The sequence below is a fragment of the Anaerovibrio sp. genome (assembly GCF_045637405.1).
Classification (GTDB): domain Bacteria; phylum Bacillota; class Negativicutes; order Selenomonadales; family Selenomonadaceae; genus Anaerovibrio.
In genome coordinates, this window is sequence record NZ_JAZTZI010000124.1 from 41,980 (window position 1) to 66,848 (window position 24,869).

The window sequence follows — 24,869 nt, forward strand, 5'->3', positions numbered from 1 at the left end:
TATGAATAAAGAATTATTGGAAAACAAGCTAACAGCAGCTTATGAATTTTTTAAAAAAATAAATCATACCCGCAATATGAACCATGTCCGTCATCTGGCCCAAAAGCTCACTGACAAGAAATATGGCATTGCCTTTGCGGGACATTTTTCTGCTGGTAAATCCAGACTCATAAATTCATTTTTAGGGGATAATATACTGCCCTCCAGCCCTATTCCCACCTCTGCCAATCTTGTAAAGGTATATAAAGGGGAGGACTATGCCCGTGTTTTTTTCAGCAAGGGAAAGCCACGTAAATATTTGGCACCCTACGACTATGAGCTTGTTAAGAGCTATTGTCGTGATGGGGATGCTGTGTCCTGTATAGAGCTTAGCTATTCCAGTCTCCATATTCCGGAAGGGGTGGAGATTATGGATACCCCGGGCATTGATTCCGCTGATGATGCACATCGTATGGTTACAGAGGATGCTATTCATTTGGCTGATATGATTTTCTATGTAATGGACTATAATCACGTTCAGTCAGAGCTGAATTTTTCCTTTACCCGTGATCTGACCAAGGCCGGTAAAGAAGTATATCTGGTTATTAATCAGATAGATAAGCACCGTGAAAATGAGCTGTCCTTTGAGACCTTCAAAAATTCTGTGTACAAGGCTTTTGAAGGTTGGGGTGTAAAGGCCAAGGGTGTGTATTTTATTTCTGCCAAATATCCTGACGCTGCCCACAACCAATATGAGGAGCTGATGGCACTTTTGGAGAATAAGATTGCTCACCGCAATGATGATCTTGAAGCTTCCATATATGCTTCCCTTAACAGAATTATTACTGAATATATTAAGGCCGTTGAAAGGGATTCGGATTCAAAGAAAAAGGAAGCTGGGGCAATTCTTGAAGGAATAGCAGATGAGAAGCTTCAGCTTATGCGTGATGAATACGGCAGCCTTTCCCATGAGCAGAGTATACTTAATGAGGATTGGGAGGAAACATATAAGGCAGGAATTGCCAAAATATTGGATAATGCCTATCTTATGCCAACCTCTACCCGTGATTTGGCCAGGGATTATCTGGAGGCCTGTCAGCCATCCTTCAAGGTGGGCTTCTTTGGCCGCGGCAAGAAAACAGAGGCAGAGCTGGAGCGCAGAAAACAGATTTTCTTTGAGGATGCCTCTGAAAAGGCGAAGACCCAGATAGAGTGGCATTTAAAGACCTTTTTGCTGGATTTTGTTCGTCAGCATAATGTTAATAATAAGGAGCTGCAGGAAAAAATCCAATCATTGGAAATTCTGCCACCAGAGGAGCTCCTTACTGAAGCCATGCGTTCTGGGGCAAAGCTCACTCAGGACGGCAGCTATGTAATGAACTATACCCTTAACTTTGCCGAGGGCATAAAAAACGTGGCCCGCAGCAAAGCAGGAGATATAAAGAATATATTTGCTGAGCTTTTAAATAATCACAGAGCCCAGCGCATTGAGGCTATCAATTCACGTTTGGTAGAGCTGGAGGAATATCACAAGGCTTGGTGTGTCCTGGATTCATTGGATGCTGAAATGTCACGTCTTACAAAAGAGCTTGGAGATATGCTTTCCACCGAAGATATGGTGGAAACCAGGGAAAATATTGTTGATATTTCACGAGTGGAAATACCAGATGAGGAAATAGTAGCCCCGGAAGCAGCTTTAGATTCTAAAGAGTCTTTAATAAAAAAAGTTGATAAGGCTAAGGCTGAAACAGGTGATAAGGCCAAGGGGGATACACAAAACACTCATGACCTTGATAATGAAGCATCTAAACACCTTGATATTTTCACTGCATCAGGCACTGAAAAATTAAAGGAGATGTCGGTAAAGCTCCATAAAAGTGCTGAGCTTATCGGGGAAATACCAGGAGTAGGGCAGATGGCCCAGGAGCTTCAGGACAGGGCTGAACGTCTTAATAATAAGGGCTTTCTAGTAACCTTGTTTGGTGCCTTCAGTGCGGGAAAATCCTCCTTTGCCAATTCCTTGCTGGGAGAACGGCTGCTGCCTGTATCTCCAAATCCAACCACTGCAGCAATTAATATGATTTTACCGGTGGATAAGGAGCATCCTCATGGTACAGTGGATATTAAGCTGAAATCCGAACGAATGCTGCTGGATGACTTATTAAGGGCCTTTAAGCCATTTAATATGTCACCTGCCAGCTTAAAGGATGCAATAACATTGGCCAAGGAGGCCATGAACAAGGGTGGCAACACACATCAGAAGGAAAAATCCTTCCTACGGGCCTTTATATCAGGCTATGAAACAGTGAAAAACAAACTGGGCGAAGTATTTGCCAGCAATTTAAAGGGCTTTGGTGAATATGCCGCCCAGGAGGATAAGTCCTGCTTTGTGGATTGGATAAAAGTGTATTATGATTGCCCAATGACAGCCAAGGGGATAACCCTTGTGGATACCCCAGGTGCTGATTCCATTAACGCAAGACACACCAATATGTCCTTTAATTTTATTCGCCAATCCGATGTGGTGCTTTATGTGACATATTACAACCATGCCTTTGGAAAGGCAGACAGGGAATTTATTATTCAGATGGGTCGTGTAAAGGATTCCTTCCAGCTGGATAAAATGTTCTTTATAGTCAATGCCATTGATCTGGCAGAGGATCAGGATGAGGCTGACCATGTGGTTAATTATGTTCGCAAGCAGTTGAAATCCTACGGTGTGTCCAAGCCACAGCTCTTTGCCCTTTCCTCTCAGGAGGTATTGGAGGAAAGGGAAGCTGGAAACACCACGCCAACAGAATTTGAAAACTCCTTTTATAATTTTGTTGTCAATGACTTAAATGATATAGCCCTTTCTGCTGCCCGGCAGGAATTTGATAAGGCAGTGGAGCGTATCCATGACCTTATAAATATAAGCAAAAGTGACAGCGCTCAAAAGGAACAACGATTGGCCAAATTAAAGAGGTTCCAGCAGGAAATTGGCTGTGTGCTTGAAGATTTAAGCAATACCGAGCTGGTTAAGGGACTGGAGCAGGAGGCCTCCGAGCTTATTTATTATGTTAAGCAGAGAGTTTTCCTAAGATACCTTGATTTCTTCCGTGAATCCTTTAACCCGGCCACCTTGAAATCCGGGGGAAATTCCAATGAGCAGTTAAAGGAGGCTCTTGATCAGCTTCTTGAAAGTATTGGCTTTGATTTGGCCCAGGAGCTTAGAGCTACCAGCCTTAGAACAGATAACTACATCAAAAACTCCCTGTTAAAATTTCAGGAGCATACCAATCAGCGTCTTGCCCAGATCAGCAATGAATTTACACTGTCCGTTAAGGAATACAGCTATGAAAATCAGCTGAACTTCCAGCAGGCATTTGTGGGTGTAGACCGCGACATATTTATCAAGCCTCTTTCCATATACAAGAATCCGAAGGATTTCTTCGAGGAGGGAGCCTCCAAAGTTATGGCTGAAGAAATGGAGGTTATACTTTCAAAGATGGCTGATGAATATCTGGCCAAGGAAAAGTCAAAGCTCCTAAGTCAGGAGAAAGAAGCCCTTTGCGGTCTATATGATAAGGTGTGCCAACGTTTTAGCAAACGCTTGAAGGAACGTCTGGAAACAAATATCAAAGCCCTCGACGGCGGGCTGAATATCGTAGAGCTGGAGCAGGTTTATAACCAGCTTTTACAGTTATGATATATTTACAATACCCAAAAATATGATAAAATATATTGATGTGTAGAATACAAACTCCTATGTAAGTTGTGGAGGAACAGATAATGAAATTTAATTTTACCAAGCTTCAGGGCACAGGTAATGATTTTGTTTTAATTGATTGTTTAAAGGAGCCGAAGCTGGACTATATTGGTGCAGCCAAGGCACTTTGTGACCGCCATTATGGTATTGGGGCAGATGGTATTTTGCTGGTGCTGCCCTCTGATAAGGCCGATATTTGTATGCGGATTATAAACGCTGATGGCAGTGAGGCGGAAATGTGCGGCAACGGCATCCGTTGCTTTGCCCGTTATGTTTATGAAAAGGGTATTGTAGCCAAAGAGGAATTCACCGTGGAAACCGGTGCAGGGATTCTTGTTCCCAAGATGATTTTGAAAAATGGCCGCGTGAGCCAGGTTCAAGTTGATATGGGGGAACCAATCCTTGAAGGTGATAATATTCCAGTTCAGGGCTTTGGGATGAACAGGGTTATCAGTGAATCCATTAATGTAAAGGACAAGTCTTTTAAGATGACCTGTGTTTCCATGGGCAATCCTCATTGTGTAGTGTTCGTTGAGGATGCAGAGAGCTTCCCTATTTATGAGTACGGTCCTCTTTTTGAGTCCCATGAAAAATTCCCACGAAAGACCAATACTGAATTTGTCGAGGTAAAGGATAAGACCCACCTTCGTATGCGGGTTTGGGAGCGGGGTGCTGCTGTAACCCTGGCCTGTGGTACTGGTTCCTGCGCCACACTTACGGCTGCTGTATTGAACGGTCTGGCAGACCGCAAGGCAGAAATTCAGCTGGATGGTGGCAAGCTTCAGGTGGAGTGGGCTGATAATAATCATCTATATATGACTGGCCCGGCAGAAGAGGTATTTACCGGGGTTGCAGAGATTTAATACTGGTTTGAGACCATTTAAATTTTAGGAGTATACAATGATAAAAAGTATGACCGGCTTTGGCGCCGGCGATTTTGAAAACGATTCTTTCAAGGCTCATGTTGAAATAAAAACCGTTAATCAGCGGTATCTGGAAGTAAATTTCCACATGCATCACACCTTGGCACGTTTCGAGGGAGATATAACCAAGAAAATTAAGGAATATGCCTCCCGTGGCAAGCTGGACATCAATGTTAGCTTCCGTGATCTTAGGGAAAAGGCGGTTTCCATTACTGTTGACAGGGGACTGGTTTATGCTTACAGTGAGGCCTTGGCGGCAATTAATAAGCAGATTGGTACTGACAGACCATATTCTGCCATGGATATTGCCCGTTTCCCTGATGTACTAAAGGTTGATGACGATGCCAGTGATCTGGATGAGGCAGGTCCTGCTATTCTTTCTGCTGTTGAGGAGGCCATGAAAAATCTTGTGGCCATGCGTGAACACGAGGGTGAGAATATCCAGGCTGATTTGCTGGCCCGTATTGACACCTTGGAGGACTATGTTTCTCAGCTGGAGAAGCTGGCTCCTGAAATCGTGGCAGCTTATCGGCAGAAACTGGAGACTCTTTTGGAGCAGTATCTGGCAAAAGAGGATATTGATGAAAACCGCATTATTCAGGAAACAGCACTGTATACAGATAAGGTGAATTACACTGAGGAGGTTGTCCGCCTTCACAGCCATTTTGACCAGTTCAGAACCATCATTAAGTCCAACGAGCCTGTGGGCCGTAAGCTGGATTTCCTGATTCAGGAGATGAACCGGGAAATCAACACGGTTGCTTCAAAAGCAAATTCCACCGGGGCCGCCCAGATAGCTGTTGATGTAAAATGCGAAATTGAAAAGATTCGTGAACAGATTCAGAACATAGAGTAAGGTCGTGGCTTTTTATGAATATAAAGCTTATAAATATTGGTTTTGGTAATATCGTATCTGCCAATAGGGTGATAGCCATGGTAAGTCCCGAGTCTGCGCCAATTAAAAGGGTTATGCAGGATGCCAGGGACAGAGGCCAGCTTGTGGACGCCACTTATGGCCGCAGGACCAGAGCTGTTATTATTATGGACAGCGGTCATGTTATATTGTCTGCGGTACAGCCGGATACCATGTCACACCGATTTGACGAGGAGGATAAAAGCTAATGCGTAAAGGTCTGCTGATTGTTATTTCAGGACCATCAGGAACAGGCAAGGGGACAGTGTGCGAGGTAGTTCGCAAAAAAAATCCTGACATTGCCTATTCTGTATCAGCCACCACCAGAGCTGCCCGCCCAGGGGAGCAGGATGGTGTAAATTATTACTTCCACACCAAGGAAGAATTCGTTGCTATGATTAATAACGGGGAGCTTCTGGAATGGGCCAATGTATATGGCAATTACTACGGAACCCCTCTCAAGCATATAGAGGAGCAGAGAGCCAAGGGCATCGATATTATTTTGGAAATAGATACCCAGGGGGCCATGAATGTAAAGGAAAAATGTCCTGACGGGCTGTTTATTTTCCTTGTACCTCCTTCTTTGGAGGAGCTGAGAAACCGCCTTTGCGGCCGAGGTACTGAAGATGATGAAAGTCTGAAGCGACGTCTTGGTTCAGCTATTGCTGAAATTGAGATTGGCCGTCAGTACAGATATGTTGTAGTTAATAAAACAGTGGATATTGCTGCTGATGAAATCACTAATATCATTGAGGCAGAACGACATCGCACTGATTTAAATATTGAAATTTTGGATAAGTTAAAGAACCGGAAGGAGATTTTATAATGGATATTGTAACCCCATCTTTAGATCAGGTATTACCAAAGGTTGACAGCCGCTACACACTTGTTTCACTTGCTGCAAAGCGTGCCCGTGATATTATGGATGGCACCCATAAGGTGACTGCTGAGCGTACCTCCACCAGAGATGTAACCAATGCTCTTGAGGAAATTTACGAGGGTAAGATTACTTACAAGCGTCTGCGCAATACCACTAAATAAAATAATGTTTAACCCGTACCGTCATTTTGTGTTGTCATAAGGAATAGTCTATGCTAAAAGACAAGAATGTTATACTGGGAGTTACTGGTGGTATAGCAGCTTATAAATCTGTGGATCTTGCCAGCAGGCTCCGTAAAGCAGGTGCCTCTGTCCATGTTATTATGACCAAGGGTGCCCAGAATTTTGTTACTCCCCTGACGTTTAGGGAGATTACGGGAAATCCTGTAACCACTACCATGTGGGGGGAGGTAACCAATCATAATGTGGAGCATATTGCTTTGGCTAATTTGGCTGATTTGGTTATTGTGGCTCCTGCCACTGCTAATTTTATTGCCAAATGTGCAATGGGCATGGCTGACGATATGCTTACCACTACGTTGCTGGCTACCAAGGCACCTATATTCTTTGCTCCTGCCATGAACAGCAATATGTACGAAAACCAGCTGACTCAAAAAAACATTGATGCTTTGATTGAAAACGGTTGGAATTTCATTCCCCCTGAATCCGGGCATTTGGCCTGTGGTGTGGACGGAGTTGGGCGTATGCCAGAACCGGCCGATATTTTTGATTTTGTGCGCTTTACCATGGCTTTTGCTGCAGATATGCTGGGCATAAAGGTTTTGGTAACTGCTGCAGGGACATACGAGCCTATAGATCCGGTAAGATACATTGGAAACCGTTCCAGTGGAAAAATGGGCTATGCTATTGCGGAAGCAGCTCAAAAACGGGGTGCTGAGGTTGTTTTGGTATCCGGTCCTTCTGCACTTAAACCGCCGGAGGGCGTGGAATTTATCGGCGTGGAATCAGCAGCCGAGATGCGTGATGCTGTAATGAAGCATTTCTCTGAAGCAGATATGGTTATTAAGGCAGCAGCTGTGGCGGACTACCGTGTACGTGATGTGTCTGACCAAAAGATAAAGAAGAATGATGAGGAGCTGACCCTTGTCCTTGAAAAGAATCCTGACATATTAAAGGAGCTGGGGGAGAAAAAGAGAGCTAGCCAGATTTTGGTGGGCTTTGCTGCTGAAACCCAGAAGCTTTTGGAATACGCCAAGGCCAAGCTGGAAAAGAAAAATCTTGATATGATTGTGGCCAATGACGTGTCCCGCAAGGATGCCGGTTTTAATACAGATACAAATGTGGTTAAGCTGCTCTACAGGAACGGCACTATTGAGGAGCTGCCGATTATGACCAAGCATAAGCTGGCGGATGAACTGCTTACAAAAATTCTTCGAATGAAAAACTAATATAAAATTATTAAAGATGTGTAGACTATATTCGAGTCCGCACATCTTTTTTGTATTTATATGTCCTTAGTAGTACACAAATCTTTTTTTGCTTAAATATAGATTTTTTCCAGATAAATAAAGGATTTTGACCGTTTATTATCGAAGTGTAAAGAGAATGAATTATATTGAAAAATGGAGGGGCTATTTATGTATCAGAACGAATATAAGCGTTGGATGTCCTTTGACCTTGAGGATTGCGACCTTTATCCTGAATTAGCGAAAATTGAAGGAAATGATGAGGAAATCAAGGATCGCTTCGCTGTATCCCTTAAATTTGGTACTGCTGGACTTCGTGGTGTACTGGGGGCCGGTACCAACCGCATGAATATTTACGTTGTACGGCAGGCTACCCAGGGCTTGGCTAATTGGGTAAAGAAGCAGGGGGGCAGCCAGACTGTGGCTATCAGCTTTGATACCCGTCTAAAAAGTGATGTGTTCTCCAAGACCGCTGCAGGAGTTTTGGCAGCTAACGGAATAAAGGTCCGTATTTACGATGCAGCTATGCCGGTGCCTGCATTATCCTTTGCTACCAGATATTACAAGTGTAATGCTGGAATTATGGTGACCGCCTCCCACAATCCATCAAAATATAATGGCTATAAGGCTTATGGTCCTGATGGCTGTCAGATGACCGATGATGCGGCTGCCATTGTATACGATGAAATTCAAAAGACTGATGTTCTTACAGGGGCCAAGACCATGTCCTTTGCCCAGGGTGTAGAAGATGGTCTTATCCGCTTTGTGGATGATGGCTGTAAAAAGGCCTTTTATGATGCTATTGAGTCCAGACAGGTTCGCCCGGGGTTGGCTAAAACAAGCGGCTTAAAGCTGGTTTACAGTCCATTAAACGGCTCCGGTCTGGTTCCGGTAACTCAGGTCCTGAAGGATATTGGTATCAACGATATTACCATCGTACCAGAGCAGGAGTATCCAAATGGCTATTTCACCACCTGCAGCTATCCTAACCCGGAAATTTATGAGGCTTTGGAGGCTGGGCTGAAGCTGGCAGAGAAGTGCGATGCGGATTTGATGCTGGCTACTGACCCGGATGCAGACCGTGTTGGTATTGCCATGAAGTGTCCGGATGGTTCCTATGAATTGGTATCCGGAAATGAGATGGGAGTATTGCTCCTTGACTATATCTGCGCTGGACGCATTGAAAAGGGTACTATGCCTAAGGATCCTGTGGCGGTAATGTCCTTGGTATCAACCCCATTGGCTGATGCGGTGGCCCAAAATTACGGCGTAGAGCTCAGAAAGGTTCTCACTGGCTTTAAGTGGATTGGTGACCAGATTCTCCATTTGGAGGAAGCAGGTCAGGAGGAGCGTTTCATCTTTGGCTTTGAGGAAAGCTATGGCTATCTTTCCGGTTCCTATGTCCGTGACAAGGATGCAGTGGTAGCTTCTATGCTTATTTGTGAAATGGCTGCTTATTACAGAAGTATCGGCTCCAGCATAAAGGCCCGCCTTGAGGAAATCTATGCCAAGTATGGCCGTTATTACAACAAGATTGACAGCTTTGAATTCCCAGGTCTCAGTGGTATGGATAAGATGGCCGGCATTATGCAGGGACTCCGCGACAATCCACCTGCTGAATTTGCAGGGCTGAAGGTTACCAAGGCTGTGGATTACAAAAAGACAGAGGAAACAGGACTTCCTTCTGCCAACGTTCTTATTTACACCTTGGAGGACGGAGCAACCATCGTGGTAAGGCCTTCAGGCACTGAGCCAAAGATTAAGGCATACTTTACGACATTGGGGAAGGATTTGGCAGAGGCACAGGCTAAGAAGGATAAGCTGTCTGCAGCTTGTAAGCCTTTGTTTGAATAATTATTGATAAAAACCTACAAAAGCTGTATACTTAAAAGAAATTTGTGGTTCGTGTTTTGTGTTTTATGAATGAGGTATATGAAAATGGAGTACATTAAGATTCGTGAGCAGGATGCCAAGCATTATATTTATGAATTTGAAGGAAGATACCCAGTTATTGACAAAAAGGCATATTCCTTCAGTACCGCCACTCTGGTGGGGGATGTGGAGTTAAAGGAATACGCCAGTGTTTGGCCAAATGCCACCCTTCGTGGAGACGTAAATAAGGTTGTGGTTGGTCGCTACAGCAACATTCAGGATAACTCCTGTCTTCATGTGGCTGACGACTATGCCTGTATCGTGGGCGATTATGTAACTGTAGGGCACAGTGTTACCCTTCATGCCTGCACCATTGAGGATTATTGTCTTATTGGTATGGGTGCCACCATTCTTGACGGTGCAGTTATAGGACGTGGCTCTATTGTGGGTGCTGGTGCTCTGGTTACCAAGGGTACTATTATTCCACCTAATTCCTTGGTAGTGGGTTGCCCGGCCAAGGTAAAGAAAACCCTGGATGAGAATGGTTTTAAGGCTATTCATGCTCAGGCTGTAAAGTATAAGTCAGAGTGGGCTGAGAAGTATGGCTTGGGACTTGATGTAGGTGGCGAGATTTACGACGGTTCCAAAATAGTTTAATTTTAATGGTTTGGAGAGATATTTAATGGCAATAATGGAGGAAAAGATACAGGGTGTTACAGATGATATATTTGCAGATGTGGTAGAATCCCATACTGCCAGCAAGCTGTTTGAGCATTTGCAGTTGGATAGGGATGCTATCATACGGATATTGGATAATCTGGTGGCTATTCTGTTTCCTGCTCATTTTGCCAATCAAAAAACTCCGGGCAGCTATTCGATGTGTTATGAAATGGGGACACGGCTGTCCAATGTTGCGAATTGTCTTACTAAGCAGGTTATGATTTCTCTTCAACAGCATCCTGAGTACATGAATAAGAACGATGAGGTTAGAGAGGATCATGCTGAAGCCATAGTTGGGGTGTTCATTGATACCCTTCCGGAAATCCGTCAGCTGTTAAAGAAGGATATTCAGGCAGGCTATGACGGAGACCCGGCAGCCACCAGCTTTGATGAGATTATTTTCTCTTATCCAGGCTTTTATGCCATTATGGTAAATCGTATAGCCCATGTACTGTATAAGCTGGAGGTTCCCATGATTCCGCGTATTATGACGGAGCATGCCCACAGTCGTACAGGGGTAGATATTCACCCAGGAGCCCAAATAGGTGAGTATTTTTTCATAGACCATGGAACGGGTGTGGTAATAGGTGAGACCACCATCATTGGTGACAGAGTAAAGCTTTATCAGGGGGTTACCCTTGGTGGCTTGTCTACCAGAGGAGGTCAGAGCCTGCGTGGCATGCGTCGCCATCCAACTATCGGCAATGATGTTACTATTTATTCCAATGCCTCCATCCTTGGGGGCGAAACGGTTATCGGGGATGGATGTATTATTAGCGGTAACTGCTTTATAACCAGCTCTGTAGCTCCCGGCATGAGAGTAAGCAATGGTAAGGGAGAGTTGCAGATTATTCCCGATAAAAACTAGAAAGATAATATAGTCATAGCTTAATTTAGATATTAAACTAATATAATTCATTATTTAATCTAAAAAAGTACCAGTCAGCAAAAGAATTTTTGTTGGCTGGTATTTTAGTTTAAAATACAAATAATGTTTCCAAGCAGGAAATTACAATTGAATAACGAATAGTAACAATTAATAAATGTTTAACATAACTACAGTCCCTTACCTAAATATATTTAATCAAGAGGCTCAGTTATATATAGTCACGTTATAGGGAAGAGTTTCTTTGACAGATTAGGGACCAATGACTTAAGATAAAGAAGGAATTAAGGTCATACACATAGAATTGACAAAGAAGCAGTAATTTATAGGGAGGTACCTGGATATGGATATAGATTTTAGCATTGTGTTATTTTTATATAAACCTAGTGTGGTAGCAAAGGCTGTTGAACGGAAGCTCAAGGAGTGTGGCTACAATGTGGTAACTATTGTAGGTGATTTGGACAAAATCGCGGAAATGGCAGATTCTGCACTGTTATTCGTTACCTACCTGCCAGGCGATATTGCCGATGATCAGGAGGGAATAGAGATACTGGACAAAATTCAGGAGCAGCTGTGGTATACCAGTACAAACATGCTGCTGATAGGTGAAAAGAAGGACCGTCAGCGTCTGATGCAGCATAATCATCGTTTGGAGCATTTTGCATGGCTTGACCGTCCACTTAAAATGGATGAGCTGGAAAAGACGGTTCTAAATACGATTTACACTGGTGGAAAGAAAAAAATACTTATCGTGGATGACAATCCATCCTTCTCCAAAATGGTTACAGAATGGATAAAGGAGGATTATCTGGTATATAGTGTCACATCTGGAATGGATGCCATCACCTTTTTGCTGAAAACTCCGGTGGATTTAATTTTGCTTGATTATGAGATGCCTGTGGTGGATGGACCGCAGGTTTTCCAGATGCTGCGCCAGGAGCAGTCCACCAAACATATTCCTGTTGTTTTTCTGACCGGTGTAGGCACCAGAGAAGGGGTAGAACGGGTTATGGCCCTTAAGCCAGATGGATATATTTTAAAATCAACTACCAGAAGCAGCTTGTTGGAATCCTTAAGGGGAGTTCTTGCAGATTAATGGAGAGGGGCAATCTCTATGTTTTATCTGGCTTTAATTGGACTACTTGCTATACTCATTCTTTTGCTTGTAAATTATGATATTTTATTTCAGTATGGCAAAAATCAAAATCTTCCTGCAGTAAAAATGTATAGGAGATTTCTGTTTGCTGTTTTGGCATACTATATTTCCGATACACTATGGGGCGTTTTTAGTGAGCTGAATTTATTTAACCTGCTCTTTGCCAATGTGGTTATATACTATATTGTCATGGCTGCGGGCATACTCACTTGGACACGGTTCGTGGTTACATATTTAGGGGAGGAACACAAATTTGGAAAGTTTCTTCTCTGGACGGGACGCATTTTCTTTGTAGTTATTACACTGGCATCTCTTGCCAGCATATCTACTCCTGTGCTGTTTTGGTTTGATGAGGCTGGCGAATATCATGCTTGTCCGGCCCGGTATGCACAGCTTGTTTTCCAGATAGTGCTGTTTTTGTTGACAGCTGCCTACACCTTCAGCGCTATGTTAAGGTTGGAAGGAACCATAAAGAAACGCCATCGGACCATTTGTCTGTTTGTATTGGTTATCGCAATATCCCTTATTCTTCAGCTTGAATTTCTCTTCATTCCAATGTATACCATTGGTTATATGCTTGGCACCTGTCTCCTGCATACCTTCGTTATAAGTGAAAGAGTAGAGGAATACCGTCGTGCCAGCCTGGAATCCCTGCGCCGGGAAAAAGAGGCTGCTGAACAGGCATCTCAAGCCAAGAGCGAATTCCTTTCCAATATGTCCCATGAAATCCGTACACCAATTAATGCGGTTCTGGGCATGAATGAGCTGATACTCCGTGAATGTGAAGACGATAATATTCTGTCCTATGCGGAAAATGTACGAAGCTCAGGCAATACCCTGTTAGGACTGATAAACGATATTTTGGATTTCTCGAAGATTGAGGCTGGTAAAATCGATATTATTCCAGTGGATTATGATCTTTCATCCACTCTAAACGATATGGTGGTAATGATTCATAACCGGGCTGACGACAAAGGACTTACCTTTAATGTTGAATTTGACCCCAATGTACCAAAGCAGCTTTTTGGCGATGAGGTTCGTGTAAAGCAGGTTATCACAAATATTTTGACAAATGCGGTAAAATACACGGAAAAAGGCAGTGTGACTTTTTCTGTTGGATATGATCGTTGTGAAGACGCCACTGATAGTATTATTCTTCATGTGAAGGTGAAGGATACGGGTATCGGTATAAAACCGGAGGATATGGAAAAGCTATTTTCCAAATTTGAGCGCATAGAAGAAAAGCGGAATCGCAATATCGAGGGTACCGGCCTCGGTATGACCATCACGAAAAATCTGCTTGAAATGATGGGTAGCCATCTGCAGGTGGAGAGTACCTATGGTGTTGGTACCACCTTCTTCTTCGATTTACGACAGAAGGTTGGCAAGTGGGAGCCATTAGGAGACTACAAGACATCTGTTAATGTGCTTTTAAAGGAGCATAAGAAATATAAGGAGAAGTTCACGGCACCAGATGCTAATGTGCTGGTGGTGGATGATAATACGATGAATCTGACGGTGTTCAAGAGCCTTCTGAAGCGTACCAGGATAAATATTGATACGGCAGAAAGTGGTGATGAGGCACTTCAGATGACCAAGAACAAGATGTATGATATGATTTTCCTTGATCATATGATGCCGGGGAAGGATGGTATCGAAACCCTGCATGAAATGAAAGAGCAGGCTGAAGGCTTGAATGACTGCACCGTATCTGTATGTCTGACCGCTAATGCTATATCCGGTGCAAGGGAACAGTATATCGCAGCGGGATTTGATAATTATCTTACCAAGCCGATTCATCCTAGCAAGCTGGAGGATATGCTGATGGCTTATCTTCCGGGAGATAAAATAATTATTACAGGGGAAGACGATGTTGATACCGTTGAGGAAGAAGAGCAGGATAATATTCCTGCTGTATTGGCACCGCTTAAGGACCAGGACTGGATTAATCTGGCTGCGGGAATAAAAAACAGCGGTAGTTCAGAGTATTATTTGCCATTACTGAAAATCTTTTACGAGTCCATAGAGGAAGACACGGGAATTGTTGATGGCTTCTATACTGAGGGTAATATCAATGACTACACCATAAAAGTACATGCAATGAAGAGCTCTGCCCGTCTTATTGGAGCAGAGGCCATTGCTGAAGAGGCCCAGCAGCTGGAAAATGCCGGCAAGGCTGGGGATTTGGACTATATCAACCAGCATCATAATGACTTCATAGCGACGTATAGGAGCTTTAAGGAACCATTGTCCTTAGTTTTCACTGAGAATGATGCGGAAGACAATGCTGCAAATGATGTGGCAGAGGATGTCAACGACAATATGGAAGATGATATGCCGGAGGCAGATGCAGAGCTGATGGATACTGTATATGAAGAAGTCAGGGCATCTGCTGAAGCTCATGATGCAGAAAGCATAGCAGCTGTTTTTGCAGAAATAGAAGGGTATCGTGTTCCAGATTCAGATGCTGAGCTTTGCCAAAGTATAAAGTCAGCGGCAGAGAATTCAGATTTTGAAGCCATCTTATCCATGCTGTTTGAACGATAATCAAATAAATACAAAATACCAGCCACCAAGGTTTACAGCTTTGATGACTGGTATTTTTTCATAGAATTTGTTATTGAATCAAATACTCTTGATTAATGCTTAAATACTTCCTTGTGGGAATTAATAACCTCTGCCATAATCATTTTACCCATTATATCAGGGTGAAGACCGTCATTGGCAAAAGTCGGATCCATAAAGGTATGGGTATAATCATAGAAATATGGCTCCAGATCAATGTAATACGGTTTAGTCTTAATATAGGTGTTGATTTTCACCATTTTGGAATACCAGTTAGGATCCGTAGGCGTTCTGAATGCCAGCATTATGTTAGCCGGATTAATTGGTGGCAGTGTAAGCATAATAGGCCTGATATCGTTGGATATACACTTCTGGTAAATTCCCTCCAGGTCAGCTATTACCATTTCAGCGGTAATAAAGGAATCCCTAAGACAATTGGAGCCGGTAAGTATCATAAGATTAACCGGTTTAATTGGAAGAACATCGTTGTCAAAGCGGTCAAGGGACATTTTTGATGTATCACCGCTGCGGCCAATATTAATGGCAGGAAAATCAAGATATGTAGTATAGCTGTATTGCATACTGCAAGGAGAAAAGGATACGGCACCGCCGCCATGAGTAATACTGTCGCCAAAGGCTGCAGCAAATGGACGGGTGAGATGACTTTCAACCTCAAAGGTATCTGTATCGGAGAATACACCAATGGTTTCGCCCCTTAAATTTACAGCCCGTACACGCCAATAATATTTTCCGGCGTACCTTCTGGGATATTCATCATAACAGCTGAAGGAGTCTGTTACAGTCTTTGCCCAGGCACGATGAGGTGTGGCCACAGTGTTATTTTCCTCCACAGGAGGCTGCGCCATAAGCTCTACCTCGTATCTGTCAGCTCCAAACATTGGTATCCAGTGGAATACAGGATAAATTGGCTGCTTAAAACCAGGCATTACATCAAAATTATTCAGCAAAGGCTTATTTGGTATTGGCTTGGATGAATCCACTATAATCTGCTCAGCGGTTGAGAATACACCAATAGGCTCCTTTCGGAGATTTAAGGCCCTGACACGCCAGAAAAGACGAGGCTGATTCAAATACGGTCTAAGATCTATTTGTATACCATTGGTAAAGACCTTTTGGGTTGACATCAGATGGTTGGTCTTGGATAAAGTAATAGTATTTTCCTCATCCGGTGGACCGGAAAGAAGCTCCAGCTCATATAGAACTCCGTCGGGAATACTATGCCATACCAGATATGGTATAGGACTGGCTGGATTGTCAGTAGTGTATTTATATATTGGAATAGGTCTAATCGGATTATTGTAGTTTGGATTTGCTACGAAGATTTCATCAGAGGACAGCTTGCCAAAAATACCATAGGCTGTAATCTTATAGTAGGTAGGTATTGCGGTAGTAGGTACATCATAGTTATTTTCAAAAGTATATTCTTCTTTTAAATGATGATATTCAGGACTGTCCGGCACCTTACCGGTGGTTTTGGAATACACCTCCACCTTATAAAAGCAAGGATATGGATAACGGGTCCAGTCCATAGTCATCTTGCCATTTTCCTCAGTGAAGGTAGCCTCAATTTTAAAATTCTTCAAGTTAAATAAATCAGTTTTCTCTGTTAAAAACACACATAATGCTGTAAAACAAAGTGTTAATAAAAGAAAAGTGATAAAACCGACAATTATTTTGCGCATTACAAATTCACCTATAATTATAATAAACTCATAGAGTAAATTATAACGCAATTATTCATATTTTTCCACATGCGAAATCTTCCCAATAATGAACAAATGAGAATCAAGTAATGGGAATCAAGTCTTTTCAAATTGGAAGGAAACGAGTATAATATAGAGGTTAATTAAGTTGTTAAAAACAAATTTACTAATTGGAGAAATGATGTAATGGAAATAAATCAGGAATTTGTTGATGGCATAAAGAAAATTTTACCTGCAGAACAGTTTTATATAAATGAACCTATGAGCAAGCACACTACCTTTAATATTGGTGGACCGGCGGATTACCTTATTTTCCCTGGCAGCATGGATCAGCTACAGGCGGTAGTAAAGCTCATGAACCAGTGTGATATTCCTTTTACTATTCTTGGCAATGGGTCCAATGTTCTGGTATTGGACAAGGGGATAAGAGGAGCTGTACTGAAATTCCATGCACCAATGTCCTATAAGCGTTGTGAAGGCAATAGGATTATTGCTGGTGCGGGTGCATATCTTAAGCATATTTCCCAATATGCAGCTGAAAACAGTCTTACTGGTATGGAATTTGCCTGCGGCATCCCAGGTTCCTTGGGGGGTGCCGTATTTATGAATGCCGGTGCCTACGATGGGGAAATGAAGAACGTTGTAAAGGAAGTAAAGACCGTAACTGCCACCGGCAAGGTCTTGACTTATGGTCCTGATGAGTTTAACTTCGGTTATCGTCACAGTGTTTTCCAGGCTAACGGACAAGCCATCGCTGAGATTACTCTTGAGCTGCAGCCAGGCAACAAGGAAGATATTCAAGCCAAAATGGATGATTATACTGCACGTCGTGAAAGCAAGCAGCCTCTTGAAATGCCAAGTGCCGGCAGTACATTTAAGCGTCCAGAGGGATATTATGCGGGAACCTTGATTGATAGCACCGGGTTAAAGGGCCTTCAGGTGGGAGGTGCCCAGATTTCCACCAAACATGCTGGATTCGTGGTTAATTCCGGCCATGCCACTGCCCAGGATGTTCTTGACCTTATAAAGGAAGTTCAGGACAGAGTATACAAGGAAAAGGGCGTAAAGCTATATCCAGAGGTACGTATTATCGGAGAGCAGTAATGGGTATTGAAATAGAGCGTAAATACCTCATAAATGAAGATAAATGGCAGCCCAGAGATAATGGCGTAAACATTCGTCAAGGCTACTTATGTACAGACAAGGAGCGTACTGTTCGTGTCCGTACCAAGGGAGAAAAGGGCTATCTTACAATTAAAGGCGAAAATCAAGGGATTTCCCGTATGGAAATGGAATACGAGATTCCCTTTGACGATGCCACAAAGCTCCTAAATAATTTATGTCATAAGCCACTTATAGAAAAAACACGTCATATAGAGGAGCATTTGGGACACACATGGGAGATTGATGTGTTCTTTGGTGATAATGAAGGCCTTATTGTGGCGGAGGTAGAGCTTTCCTCTATTAAGGAAGAAGTGAAGCTGCCGGACTGGATTGACAGGGAAGTATCGGATGATAAGCGTTACTATAATTCCAGTCTATGTTTAAAGCCTTATAAAGCATGGTAAAGCAGAACCAGTTATTACTGGTTCTTTTTTTCTTTTCTTTAAGAAATAATTTTAAGTATTATGGTTAATATGTTATTAATTATAAAAGAAATAGGACTTTTGTAGTATGCTAATGGTAAAAATGTGTGGTATAATTAATTCCGTTATGTAAAAAAGGATAATTACTACGTTGAGGAGATTAATTCTTTATTTTATGAGTAAGAAATTAAGTTTTTTAGGTTTGGGTCTTTCTCTATTGATGCTGCCATATAGTGAGGCTACAGCAGCTCCATTTGATATGCCGGATGCTGGTGTTATTTCTTCTAATATTAACAAGGAAAGAAATTGGAAGCCTAAATCCGATACTGATGATGTAGAGGTTAATATTGACCTTGGCCAGCAGAAGCTCGGCGATAATAAAATTAAGGTAAAGGTGAATGAAATACGGTTGGAGGGCAACACCATTTTTTCCACCAGTGAGCTGATGGAGCAGGTGGGACACCTGATTACACCACAAATGACCTTTAATGATATGCTGCAGATAAGTCAGGCTATTACCGATTATTACCGGAAACATGGCTATATGACTACCATTGCATACTTGCCGACTCAAAATATTACAGAGGGAATAGTCACGATAGATGTTATGGAAGGCGCTTATGATGATATTTCCTTTGATAACTCCTCTGAGCTGTTGACAGGCAGAGCAGAGGGATTAACCCATAGAGCCAAGAAAGACAGAGTCATTAATAAACACGACCTGGATCGGATGCTGTTTATTTTAAATGATATAGCTGGCGTAAAGGCTCATGCCTTTTTGTCACCGGGAAAATCCAATGGTGAAGCGAATACTGTTTTCAAACTTACCACCACTGAAACTAATGGTGGATTTATTTATGTGGATAATTTTGGCAACCACTACACTGGCAGAAATCGTATAGGCGCTTTGTACCATTGGAATAATTTGAGTCATGTTGGGGATCAGCTCCAGCTTGGTTATATGCGCAGTACCCAATATGATGATTTACAGAATTATTCAATAAAATATGAGTTACCGGTTTTTAATTATGGTACTTTTGCTTCTCTGGAATATTACCGAACAGACTATGAACTGGGTGAAAAATATCGTCCGCTGCATGCTTATGGTAAATCAGATACTTTTAGGCTGGCTACACGAACACCGTTAAAGCGTACTTTGGATAATAATTTATACTTCCGCTTCAATGTGGAATATACCAGGCTGACTGACCGTATTGGCTTCTGGAATACCGATTCACAAAGACACCTTTATGGCATACGCTTTGGGTTGGACGGAGATTATCGTACTAAGTGGTTTGCCTCAAATTATAAGGTAATGCACACCATTGGTCGTGCTGCAATGGATACTCCTTATGCCAAGGCTGGAGATGTACTAGGTACAGAGGGCAACTATCAGAAGACCAACATTGATTTTTATCATATTCAAAAGCTAAATGATAAATTGACAGCCCATCTTACCCTGTCAGGCCAGAAGTCATGGGATAATCTGGATTCCTCAGAAAAATTTTATATTGCCGGCTACAACGGTGTTAGGGCTTTTCCGCAGGGTGAAGCCAGCGGTGATGACGGTTTCCTTGGCTCCTTTGAATTGCGTCAGACCTTGGGAGATTCCAATTTCAAGCTGGCGGCCTTTTACGATGTGGGCTGGGTAAATATGGTACATCATAATCCATTTGGCAACAGTGAATCCCGTTATCTTCAGGGTGCAGGCCTCGGACTTATTTATCAGCAGCCAGGAGACTGGTATGTACGAATTGATTATGCCATACCTATCGGTAACCGTTATTCAAATAGCTACGGACATGATATGGATGGTATATGGTGGTTCCAGGCTGTAAAGAAGATTTAAATATTATTCATTAATAATATAAAATGGAGACGTAATTTTATAATGACTAATCGAAATTTATTAAGTAAAAAAATAATATTAGGGCTGGCTACAGCTACCTTGTGCTATGGACCCTTTGGAGTGGGATATGCTGAGGTTGCGGATAATGCTTTGCCTACTGGTGGCAGTATTTCCCACGGTACTGCTACAATTTCCACCAATGAAGAAAATAATACTATGAACGTGCTCCAGTCCACCGATAAGGCTATTATTGATTGGAACAGCTTTAACGTTGGTAGGGATGCTACGGTAAACTTTATTCAGACCTTGAATGGAAAGCCTAATGTGGCTGCTATGACCCTAAATCGGGTTAATGCGGCTGGCGGTATGTCGGAAATTGCCGGTCATATTAATTCCATTGGTTCCTTCCTTTTGGTAAATCCTAATGGAACAATGTTTTATGATGGTTCAGAGGTTAATGCGGCTGGTGTTATTGTATCTACAGCAGAGATTGATGAAGGTAAATTTTTAAATGGACAGCTGTCTTTTGCGCAAAACAATACTACTAATGCCAATATCACCGTAAATGGAACTATTAATGCCTCCACCAATGGTGCTTATATGGAGGGCCTGTTGGGTATGGTGAAGAATGATATAGAAAATTCACCGTTAAATACCGAGGGAATCGAGCTGGCGACCGGTTTTTCCTTTGCCAATAACACCATTAAGCTGGTGGCTGATGGGGATATTAACGTGGGGGAAAAGGGCTCCTTACAGGCAGTAACCTCTACCACTATTTCCGGTGATAAGACGGTGGGCTCTGAGGCTTTCTCCGTGGAAGGAGATTCCAGCACCAGAACCGGTTCCATTACCCTGCGTGCCGACCAAAATGCTGATGATATTAATAGTGATGGCGTGGCTGCCAAGGTTTATCTAAATAATGCGGATGCTTCCCAGATTGCTTCCCATAGTGTGGGGATATACTACAATCCTGATCTTGTAGAGCATGAGGTGGATGGGGAGACAAAGACGATTAATGGGGCTAAAGTAGCCGATTTAAAGGATTCAGCCGGCAACCAGGCAGTCGTTTTAGCTGACGACAGTGTTACCTATACTCAGAAGGACTATACCAAGTATGACAGTGAGGCGTCTGCCTATAAGAGCAAGGTGGCCCAGAGCTTTAATGAATTTTCCCGGACTGAGGATAAAACTATCAAAACCTCTTCCCGTGGTATCATCAGCCAAAGCTATAATATGCTGGTAAATAACCTTTATCAGATGGAGGCTATTCAGTATTCCGATAAAGCTAATATGAGCGGTTCCTACGCTCAGGGCCGTACCTTCAATGCCGCAGATACCGCAAATTGGAATGCTGGCAAAGGCTTTAAGTCCATTGGTACTGTTGATAACCCATTTAAGGGCAGCTTTACCGGCAGCGGTGGCTCCAATGGTTATTCCATTCTCGATTTAACTATAAACCGTTCGACTGAGGATAATATCGGTCTCTTTGGCGTGGCTAATGGGGCTTCCTTCTGGTCTATGAATTTAGTTGACTCCAATATTATTGGTAAAAATAATGTAGGCGGTATCGCCGGGCAGGCCACTGACCACTCAAAATTTAGCAGTATTTCCGTCCGAAAGAGTATACCAGCCAACAATGTTATTTCCGAAACTAATAACATTACTGGTAATGATAATGTTGGTGGTATTGTTGGAGAAATATCTAATGGTGGTACTATCCGTTTTTCCAGCAATAATGCACAGATTGGCGGCGTCGATAAAGTAGGTGGCCTCGTAGGCAGCCTTTCTGGTGAAGCTGCTGGCGGAAGTGATGAAGGTTCCAACAACAACATATATAAGAGCAGTAATAGTGGCGTTATTCAGTCTTCTGGTACTTCAGCAGGTGGATTGGCTGGTTATATTAATTCAACTTTGAATACTAAAGACAATAAATTTGCCACTGGAGAGAATATTACAACAGACCCTACAGAAAATTTAACTGCCGTTGCTATTACAGACTCATATTCCAATGGTAAGGTAAGTGGCACAACTGATGTAGGCGGTATTGTAGGCACCTTGGAAAATGGAACAATACAGTATACCTATAATACCAATGAAAATGCCGCTTTAAGCAGTAGTTCCGTTGTCAGTGAAGCTTCCGTAGGTGCTGGTACTTCTGTATATGGCAAGGTTAACGGTAACACTAATGTAGGTGGTATCGTAGGTAACATGACTGGTGGTATTATTGACCAGTCCTATAATGCCGGTAATATTGAAGGCTCTACAAATGTTGGTGGTGTAGTGGGCTCCATGTTTGGTGGCTCTATTACCAAGGCTTATAATGCGGATAATAACACTGTACTAAAGACAAGCACAAATGACGCAGAGTATTATGGCTTTAAGGTTATTGATGGCGAACATGCTGGCTCATATACTTATAATCATGATAAACAGGTGTGGATGAAGGGTAGTGAAGAGCTTACTTCTGAACAGTTAAATGCTATTCCTGAAACCCAGCGTGTATATAACAACCGCTTGGCCTACAGAGATGCTACTGTAACTGGTACAGAAAATGTAGGCGGTATTGTAGGCATCATGTCTAACGGCTCCATGGAGCAGGTGTATAATGCTGGTCAGGTGAAGTCCAATGAGGGAGCGTCCAATGTTGGGGCCTTCGTAGGTAAGTATGAGGCTGGCACCATTAATGACAGCTTCTATGTAACAACGGAAAATGATGGTACTACCAATATTACCAATCAGGCTAAGGCTGTCGGCAATGACGTCGCCATCGAGGGAATTACGGCTAAGATTCTTTATCAGGCGCAGAACATCAATGATACTACCTGGACTGGTGGAAAGAATACTGGTAATGGTTGGACTATCTACAATAATTCCTCCACGCCGTTGTTAAATCATTTCATGCGCTGGATTAACATTAACCGTCAGTATGAATATGACGGAACTGTTCATAACCTTATGACCACCGATGTGGCTAATTATTATGGTGGTGCCTTCTTTGATAACGGTGATGGTAAGAATGTATATTCCAAAAATTATGGTTTGGTAAAGGATGTTATAACAGGAGGCTATAAGGCTAGTGACTGGGTAATCAAGTCCGGTAGTGCCAATGCTGATACCAGCCATTCTTCCGTATATACCTACGACAATTCCACCATGTGGTCTCCGCAGCATGGCTATTACACCAGTGATGATGCCCGCATGATTATCACACCAAAAACATTAAAGGTTTCTGTAACTGGCGGAAAAACCTATGGTAATAATGCAGTTAAAGGTGCTGAGTTTGCTGATAATTACGTGGCTGATAGCGGTAAATATGCTATGAAAATTACAACAGATTTTGCCAAGGGTGATACTCTTGAAAACCTGTATAATGTTGATGCCACTGACGTTAACTATAATTCTGACAGCAATAGTCTTGATGCCGGTACATATACAACGGGCTTTACCAATCCTATATTTACTAAGAAAAATAAAGATAACTATAACTACAGAATTGCTTTCACTGACAAGCTTATTGTAAATAAGGCAAGACTTGATGTTGGTCTGGTGGGGACTAAAAAATATGGTGAGGATACCTCTAAGGGTATTTATGAATATTATGCCCTGCGGCGAAATACTGATTCTGGCAGTGATACCCTCAATAATGGTAATTTAAAGAGCTTTGATTATCATAATGACAAAAATAATATTCCTGTAAAAAATGAAGGTAAAAAAGCAATCCCATCAGATAAAATTACAAAGCTGGAAGCAAATACTAATGTAACTAATGCCGGCAAAGATACCGAGTCAAGGGTTATTGATAAAAACACGGATATTCTTATTCACAAGGAATCCGATGGTAAATATGCTATTTACTCTTATAAGCTGGGTGATGTGGAGCTGGATGGCAAAGACATCGAAAAAAATTACGAGCTTCACTACAGTAACGAGGGTACATTAGATATTGTTCCGGACAATGTAGTTACTAAAAGATCAGGCAGTAAAACGCTTCCTGATAATTTTACTCCTGAGACTAACCCTGAAATGTTTAGGGAAATCTTATCTCCAGTTAAGTCTCATAATACAGCACATCATCATCCAGATGTTTTTGAAAATATCGATGACGAGCATTTTGCTGAGCAGATTCAGGAAACAGCAGAAGAAAGCAAGAATGGTGCCACTGAAGAAAGTAAGAAAATACGTTATAGTGGCTACAATCCTAAGGAAGCCCGTGATGGTATTCGCTTTATTACCGTTGAGGAAACCGGTATTAATGTGGAAGATGCCAGAATCGAGCATACCACCATTACCATTGATCCAGACAGCCTGGTAGATGGTAATAATGAAGTTGTTATCGATGGTAGTGTTGAAGCTGAGGCAGAATAAAATAAAAAAGTAATAATAATGGCAGGGACTACTGCCTAGAGCATCGGTCATGAACCCCTAATTGCTCTAGGCATTAGTCCCTGCTTTTTATTTACACTTTTATATGAACATATGTACAACCAAACGATACATTTTTTCAAAGTTTACAATTATTTTACAAAAATATATCTAAATGTGTTGACAAAACTAAATATTCGCGTAATAATATACACATGTTTACGAGGTTTATACCAGTAAGCAGATACAACATGCCATATTGTAACAGGCAATGATTGGG

General features: G+C 42.3%; 17 protein-coding genes. 16 read left to right on the top strand and 1 reads right to left on the bottom strand.

The window, feature by feature from the left end; genetic code table 11:
• Nucleotide 1 precedes the first annotated feature (1 nt).
• From ACKI5G_RS08855 to ACKI5G_RS08910, 12 genes are all read left to right on the top strand, one after another.
• Nucleotides 2-3,667, top strand: coding sequence for a dynamin family protein (locus tag ACKI5G_RS08855; RefSeq protein WP_407399574.1), 3,666 nt, complete (start codon nt 2-4; stop codon nt 3,665-3,667).
• A gap of 83 nt (nt 3,668-3,750) precedes the next feature.
• Nucleotides 3,751-4,590: a diaminopimelate epimerase gene (gene dapF / locus ACKI5G_RS08860; protein ID WP_407399576.1), complete on the top strand. Its 840-nt coding sequence runs from the start codon at nt 3,751-3,753 to the stop codon at nt 4,588-4,590.
• Nucleotides 4,591-4,627: 37 nt separating this feature from the next.
• Nucleotides 4,628-5,506, top strand: a complete 879-nt coding sequence (locus tag ACKI5G_RS08865; RefSeq protein WP_407399578.1) for a YicC/YloC family endoribonuclease — start codon at nt 4,628-4,630, stop codon at nt 5,504-5,506.
• Nucleotides 5,507-5,520: 14 nt separating this feature from the next.
• Nucleotides 5,521-5,772 (top strand): extracellular matrix/biofilm regulator RemA, encoded by a 252-nt coding sequence (remA, locus tag ACKI5G_RS08870; RefSeq protein ID WP_407399580.1) that lies wholly within the window; start codon nt 5,521-5,523, stop codon nt 5,770-5,772.
• On the top strand, nt 5,772-6,389 hold the full coding sequence (gene gmk, locus ACKI5G_RS08875) for a guanylate kinase (RefSeq protein WP_407399582.1): 618 nt from the start codon (nt 5,772-5,774) through the stop codon (nt 6,387-6,389). The genes remA and gmk overlap by 1 nt, the downstream gene beginning before the upstream one ends.
• Entirely contained in the window at nt 6,389-6,604 is a 216-nt protein-coding gene (rpoZ, locus tag ACKI5G_RS08880; RefSeq protein WP_407399584.1) for a DNA-directed RNA polymerase subunit omega, read from the top strand. The genes gmk and rpoZ overlap by 1 nt, the downstream gene beginning before the upstream one ends.
• Nucleotides 6,605-6,654: 50 nt before the next feature.
• Nucleotides 6,655-7,851, top strand: a complete 1,197-nt coding sequence (gene coaBC, locus ACKI5G_RS08885) for a bifunctional phosphopantothenoylcysteine decarboxylase/phosphopantothenate--cysteine ligase CoaBC (RefSeq protein WP_407399586.1) — start codon at nt 6,655-6,657, stop codon at nt 7,849-7,851.
• A gap of 189 nt (nt 7,852-8,040) precedes the next feature.
• Nucleotides 8,041-9,723 carry a phospho-sugar mutase gene (locus tag ACKI5G_RS08890; protein WP_407399588.1) on the top strand — a complete coding sequence of 561 codons (1,683 nt, stop codon included), beginning with the start codon at nt 8,041-8,043 and terminating at the stop codon, nt 9,721-9,723.
• 84 nt (nt 9,724-9,807) lie between these two features.
• Entirely contained in the window at nt 9,808-10,398 is a 591-nt protein-coding gene (locus ACKI5G_RS08895; RefSeq protein ID WP_407399590.1) for a gamma carbonic anhydrase family protein, read from the top strand.
• Nucleotides 10,399-10,423: 25 nt separating this feature from the next.
• On the top strand, nt 10,424-11,329 hold the full coding sequence (locus tag ACKI5G_RS08900; RefSeq protein WP_407399592.1) for a serine O-acetyltransferase: 906 nt from the start codon (nt 10,424-10,426) through the stop codon (nt 11,327-11,329).
• 361 nt (nt 11,330-11,690) lie between these two features.
• On the top strand, nt 11,691-12,443 hold the full coding sequence (locus ACKI5G_RS08905; RefSeq protein WP_407399594.1) for a response regulator: 753 nt from the start codon (nt 11,691-11,693) through the stop codon (nt 12,441-12,443).
• Between the two features lie 18 nt (nt 12,444-12,461).
• Nucleotides 12,462-15,050: an ATP-binding protein gene (locus tag ACKI5G_RS08910; protein ID WP_407399596.1), complete on the top strand. Its 2,589-nt coding sequence runs from the start codon at nt 12,462-12,464 to the stop codon at nt 15,048-15,050.
• A 92-nt stretch (nt 15,051-15,142) separates the two neighbouring features.
• On the opposite strand, the gene ACKI5G_RS08915 is transcribed toward ACKI5G_RS08910, so the two are convergent.
• On the bottom strand, nt 15,143-16,672 hold the full coding sequence (locus ACKI5G_RS08915; RefSeq protein ID WP_407399598.1) for an SGNH/GDSL hydrolase family protein: 1,530 nt from the start codon (nt 16,670-16,672) through the stop codon (nt 15,143-15,145).
• Between the two features lie 306 nt (nt 16,673-16,978).
• On the opposite strand from ACKI5G_RS08915, the gene murB reads away from it, so the two are divergent.
• From murB to ACKI5G_RS08935, 4 genes are all read left to right on the top strand, one after another.
• The gene (gene murB / locus ACKI5G_RS08920; protein ID WP_407399600.1) at nt 16,979-17,896 is read left to right on the top strand and encodes a UDP-N-acetylmuramate dehydrogenase; all 918 of its coding nucleotides are present in this window, start codon (nt 16,979-16,981) and stop codon (nt 17,894-17,896) included.
• Nucleotides 17,896-18,360, top strand: a complete 465-nt coding sequence (locus ACKI5G_RS08925) for a CYTH domain-containing protein (RefSeq protein ID WP_407399602.1) — start codon at nt 17,896-17,898, stop codon at nt 18,358-18,360. The genes murB and ACKI5G_RS08925 overlap by 1 nt, the downstream gene beginning before the upstream one ends.
• A gap of 193 nt (nt 18,361-18,553) precedes the next feature.
• Nucleotides 18,554-20,227: a ShlB/FhaC/HecB family hemolysin secretion/activation protein gene (locus tag ACKI5G_RS08930; protein ID WP_407399604.1), complete on the top strand. Its 1,674-nt coding sequence runs from the start codon at nt 18,554-18,556 to the stop codon at nt 20,225-20,227.
• Between the two features lie 42 nt (nt 20,228-20,269).
• Nucleotides 20,270-24,592: a filamentous hemagglutinin N-terminal domain-containing protein gene (locus tag ACKI5G_RS08935; protein ID WP_407399606.1), complete on the top strand. Its 4,323-nt coding sequence runs from the start codon at nt 20,270-20,272 to the stop codon at nt 24,590-24,592.
• Nucleotides 24,593-24,869 lie beyond the last annotated feature (277 nt).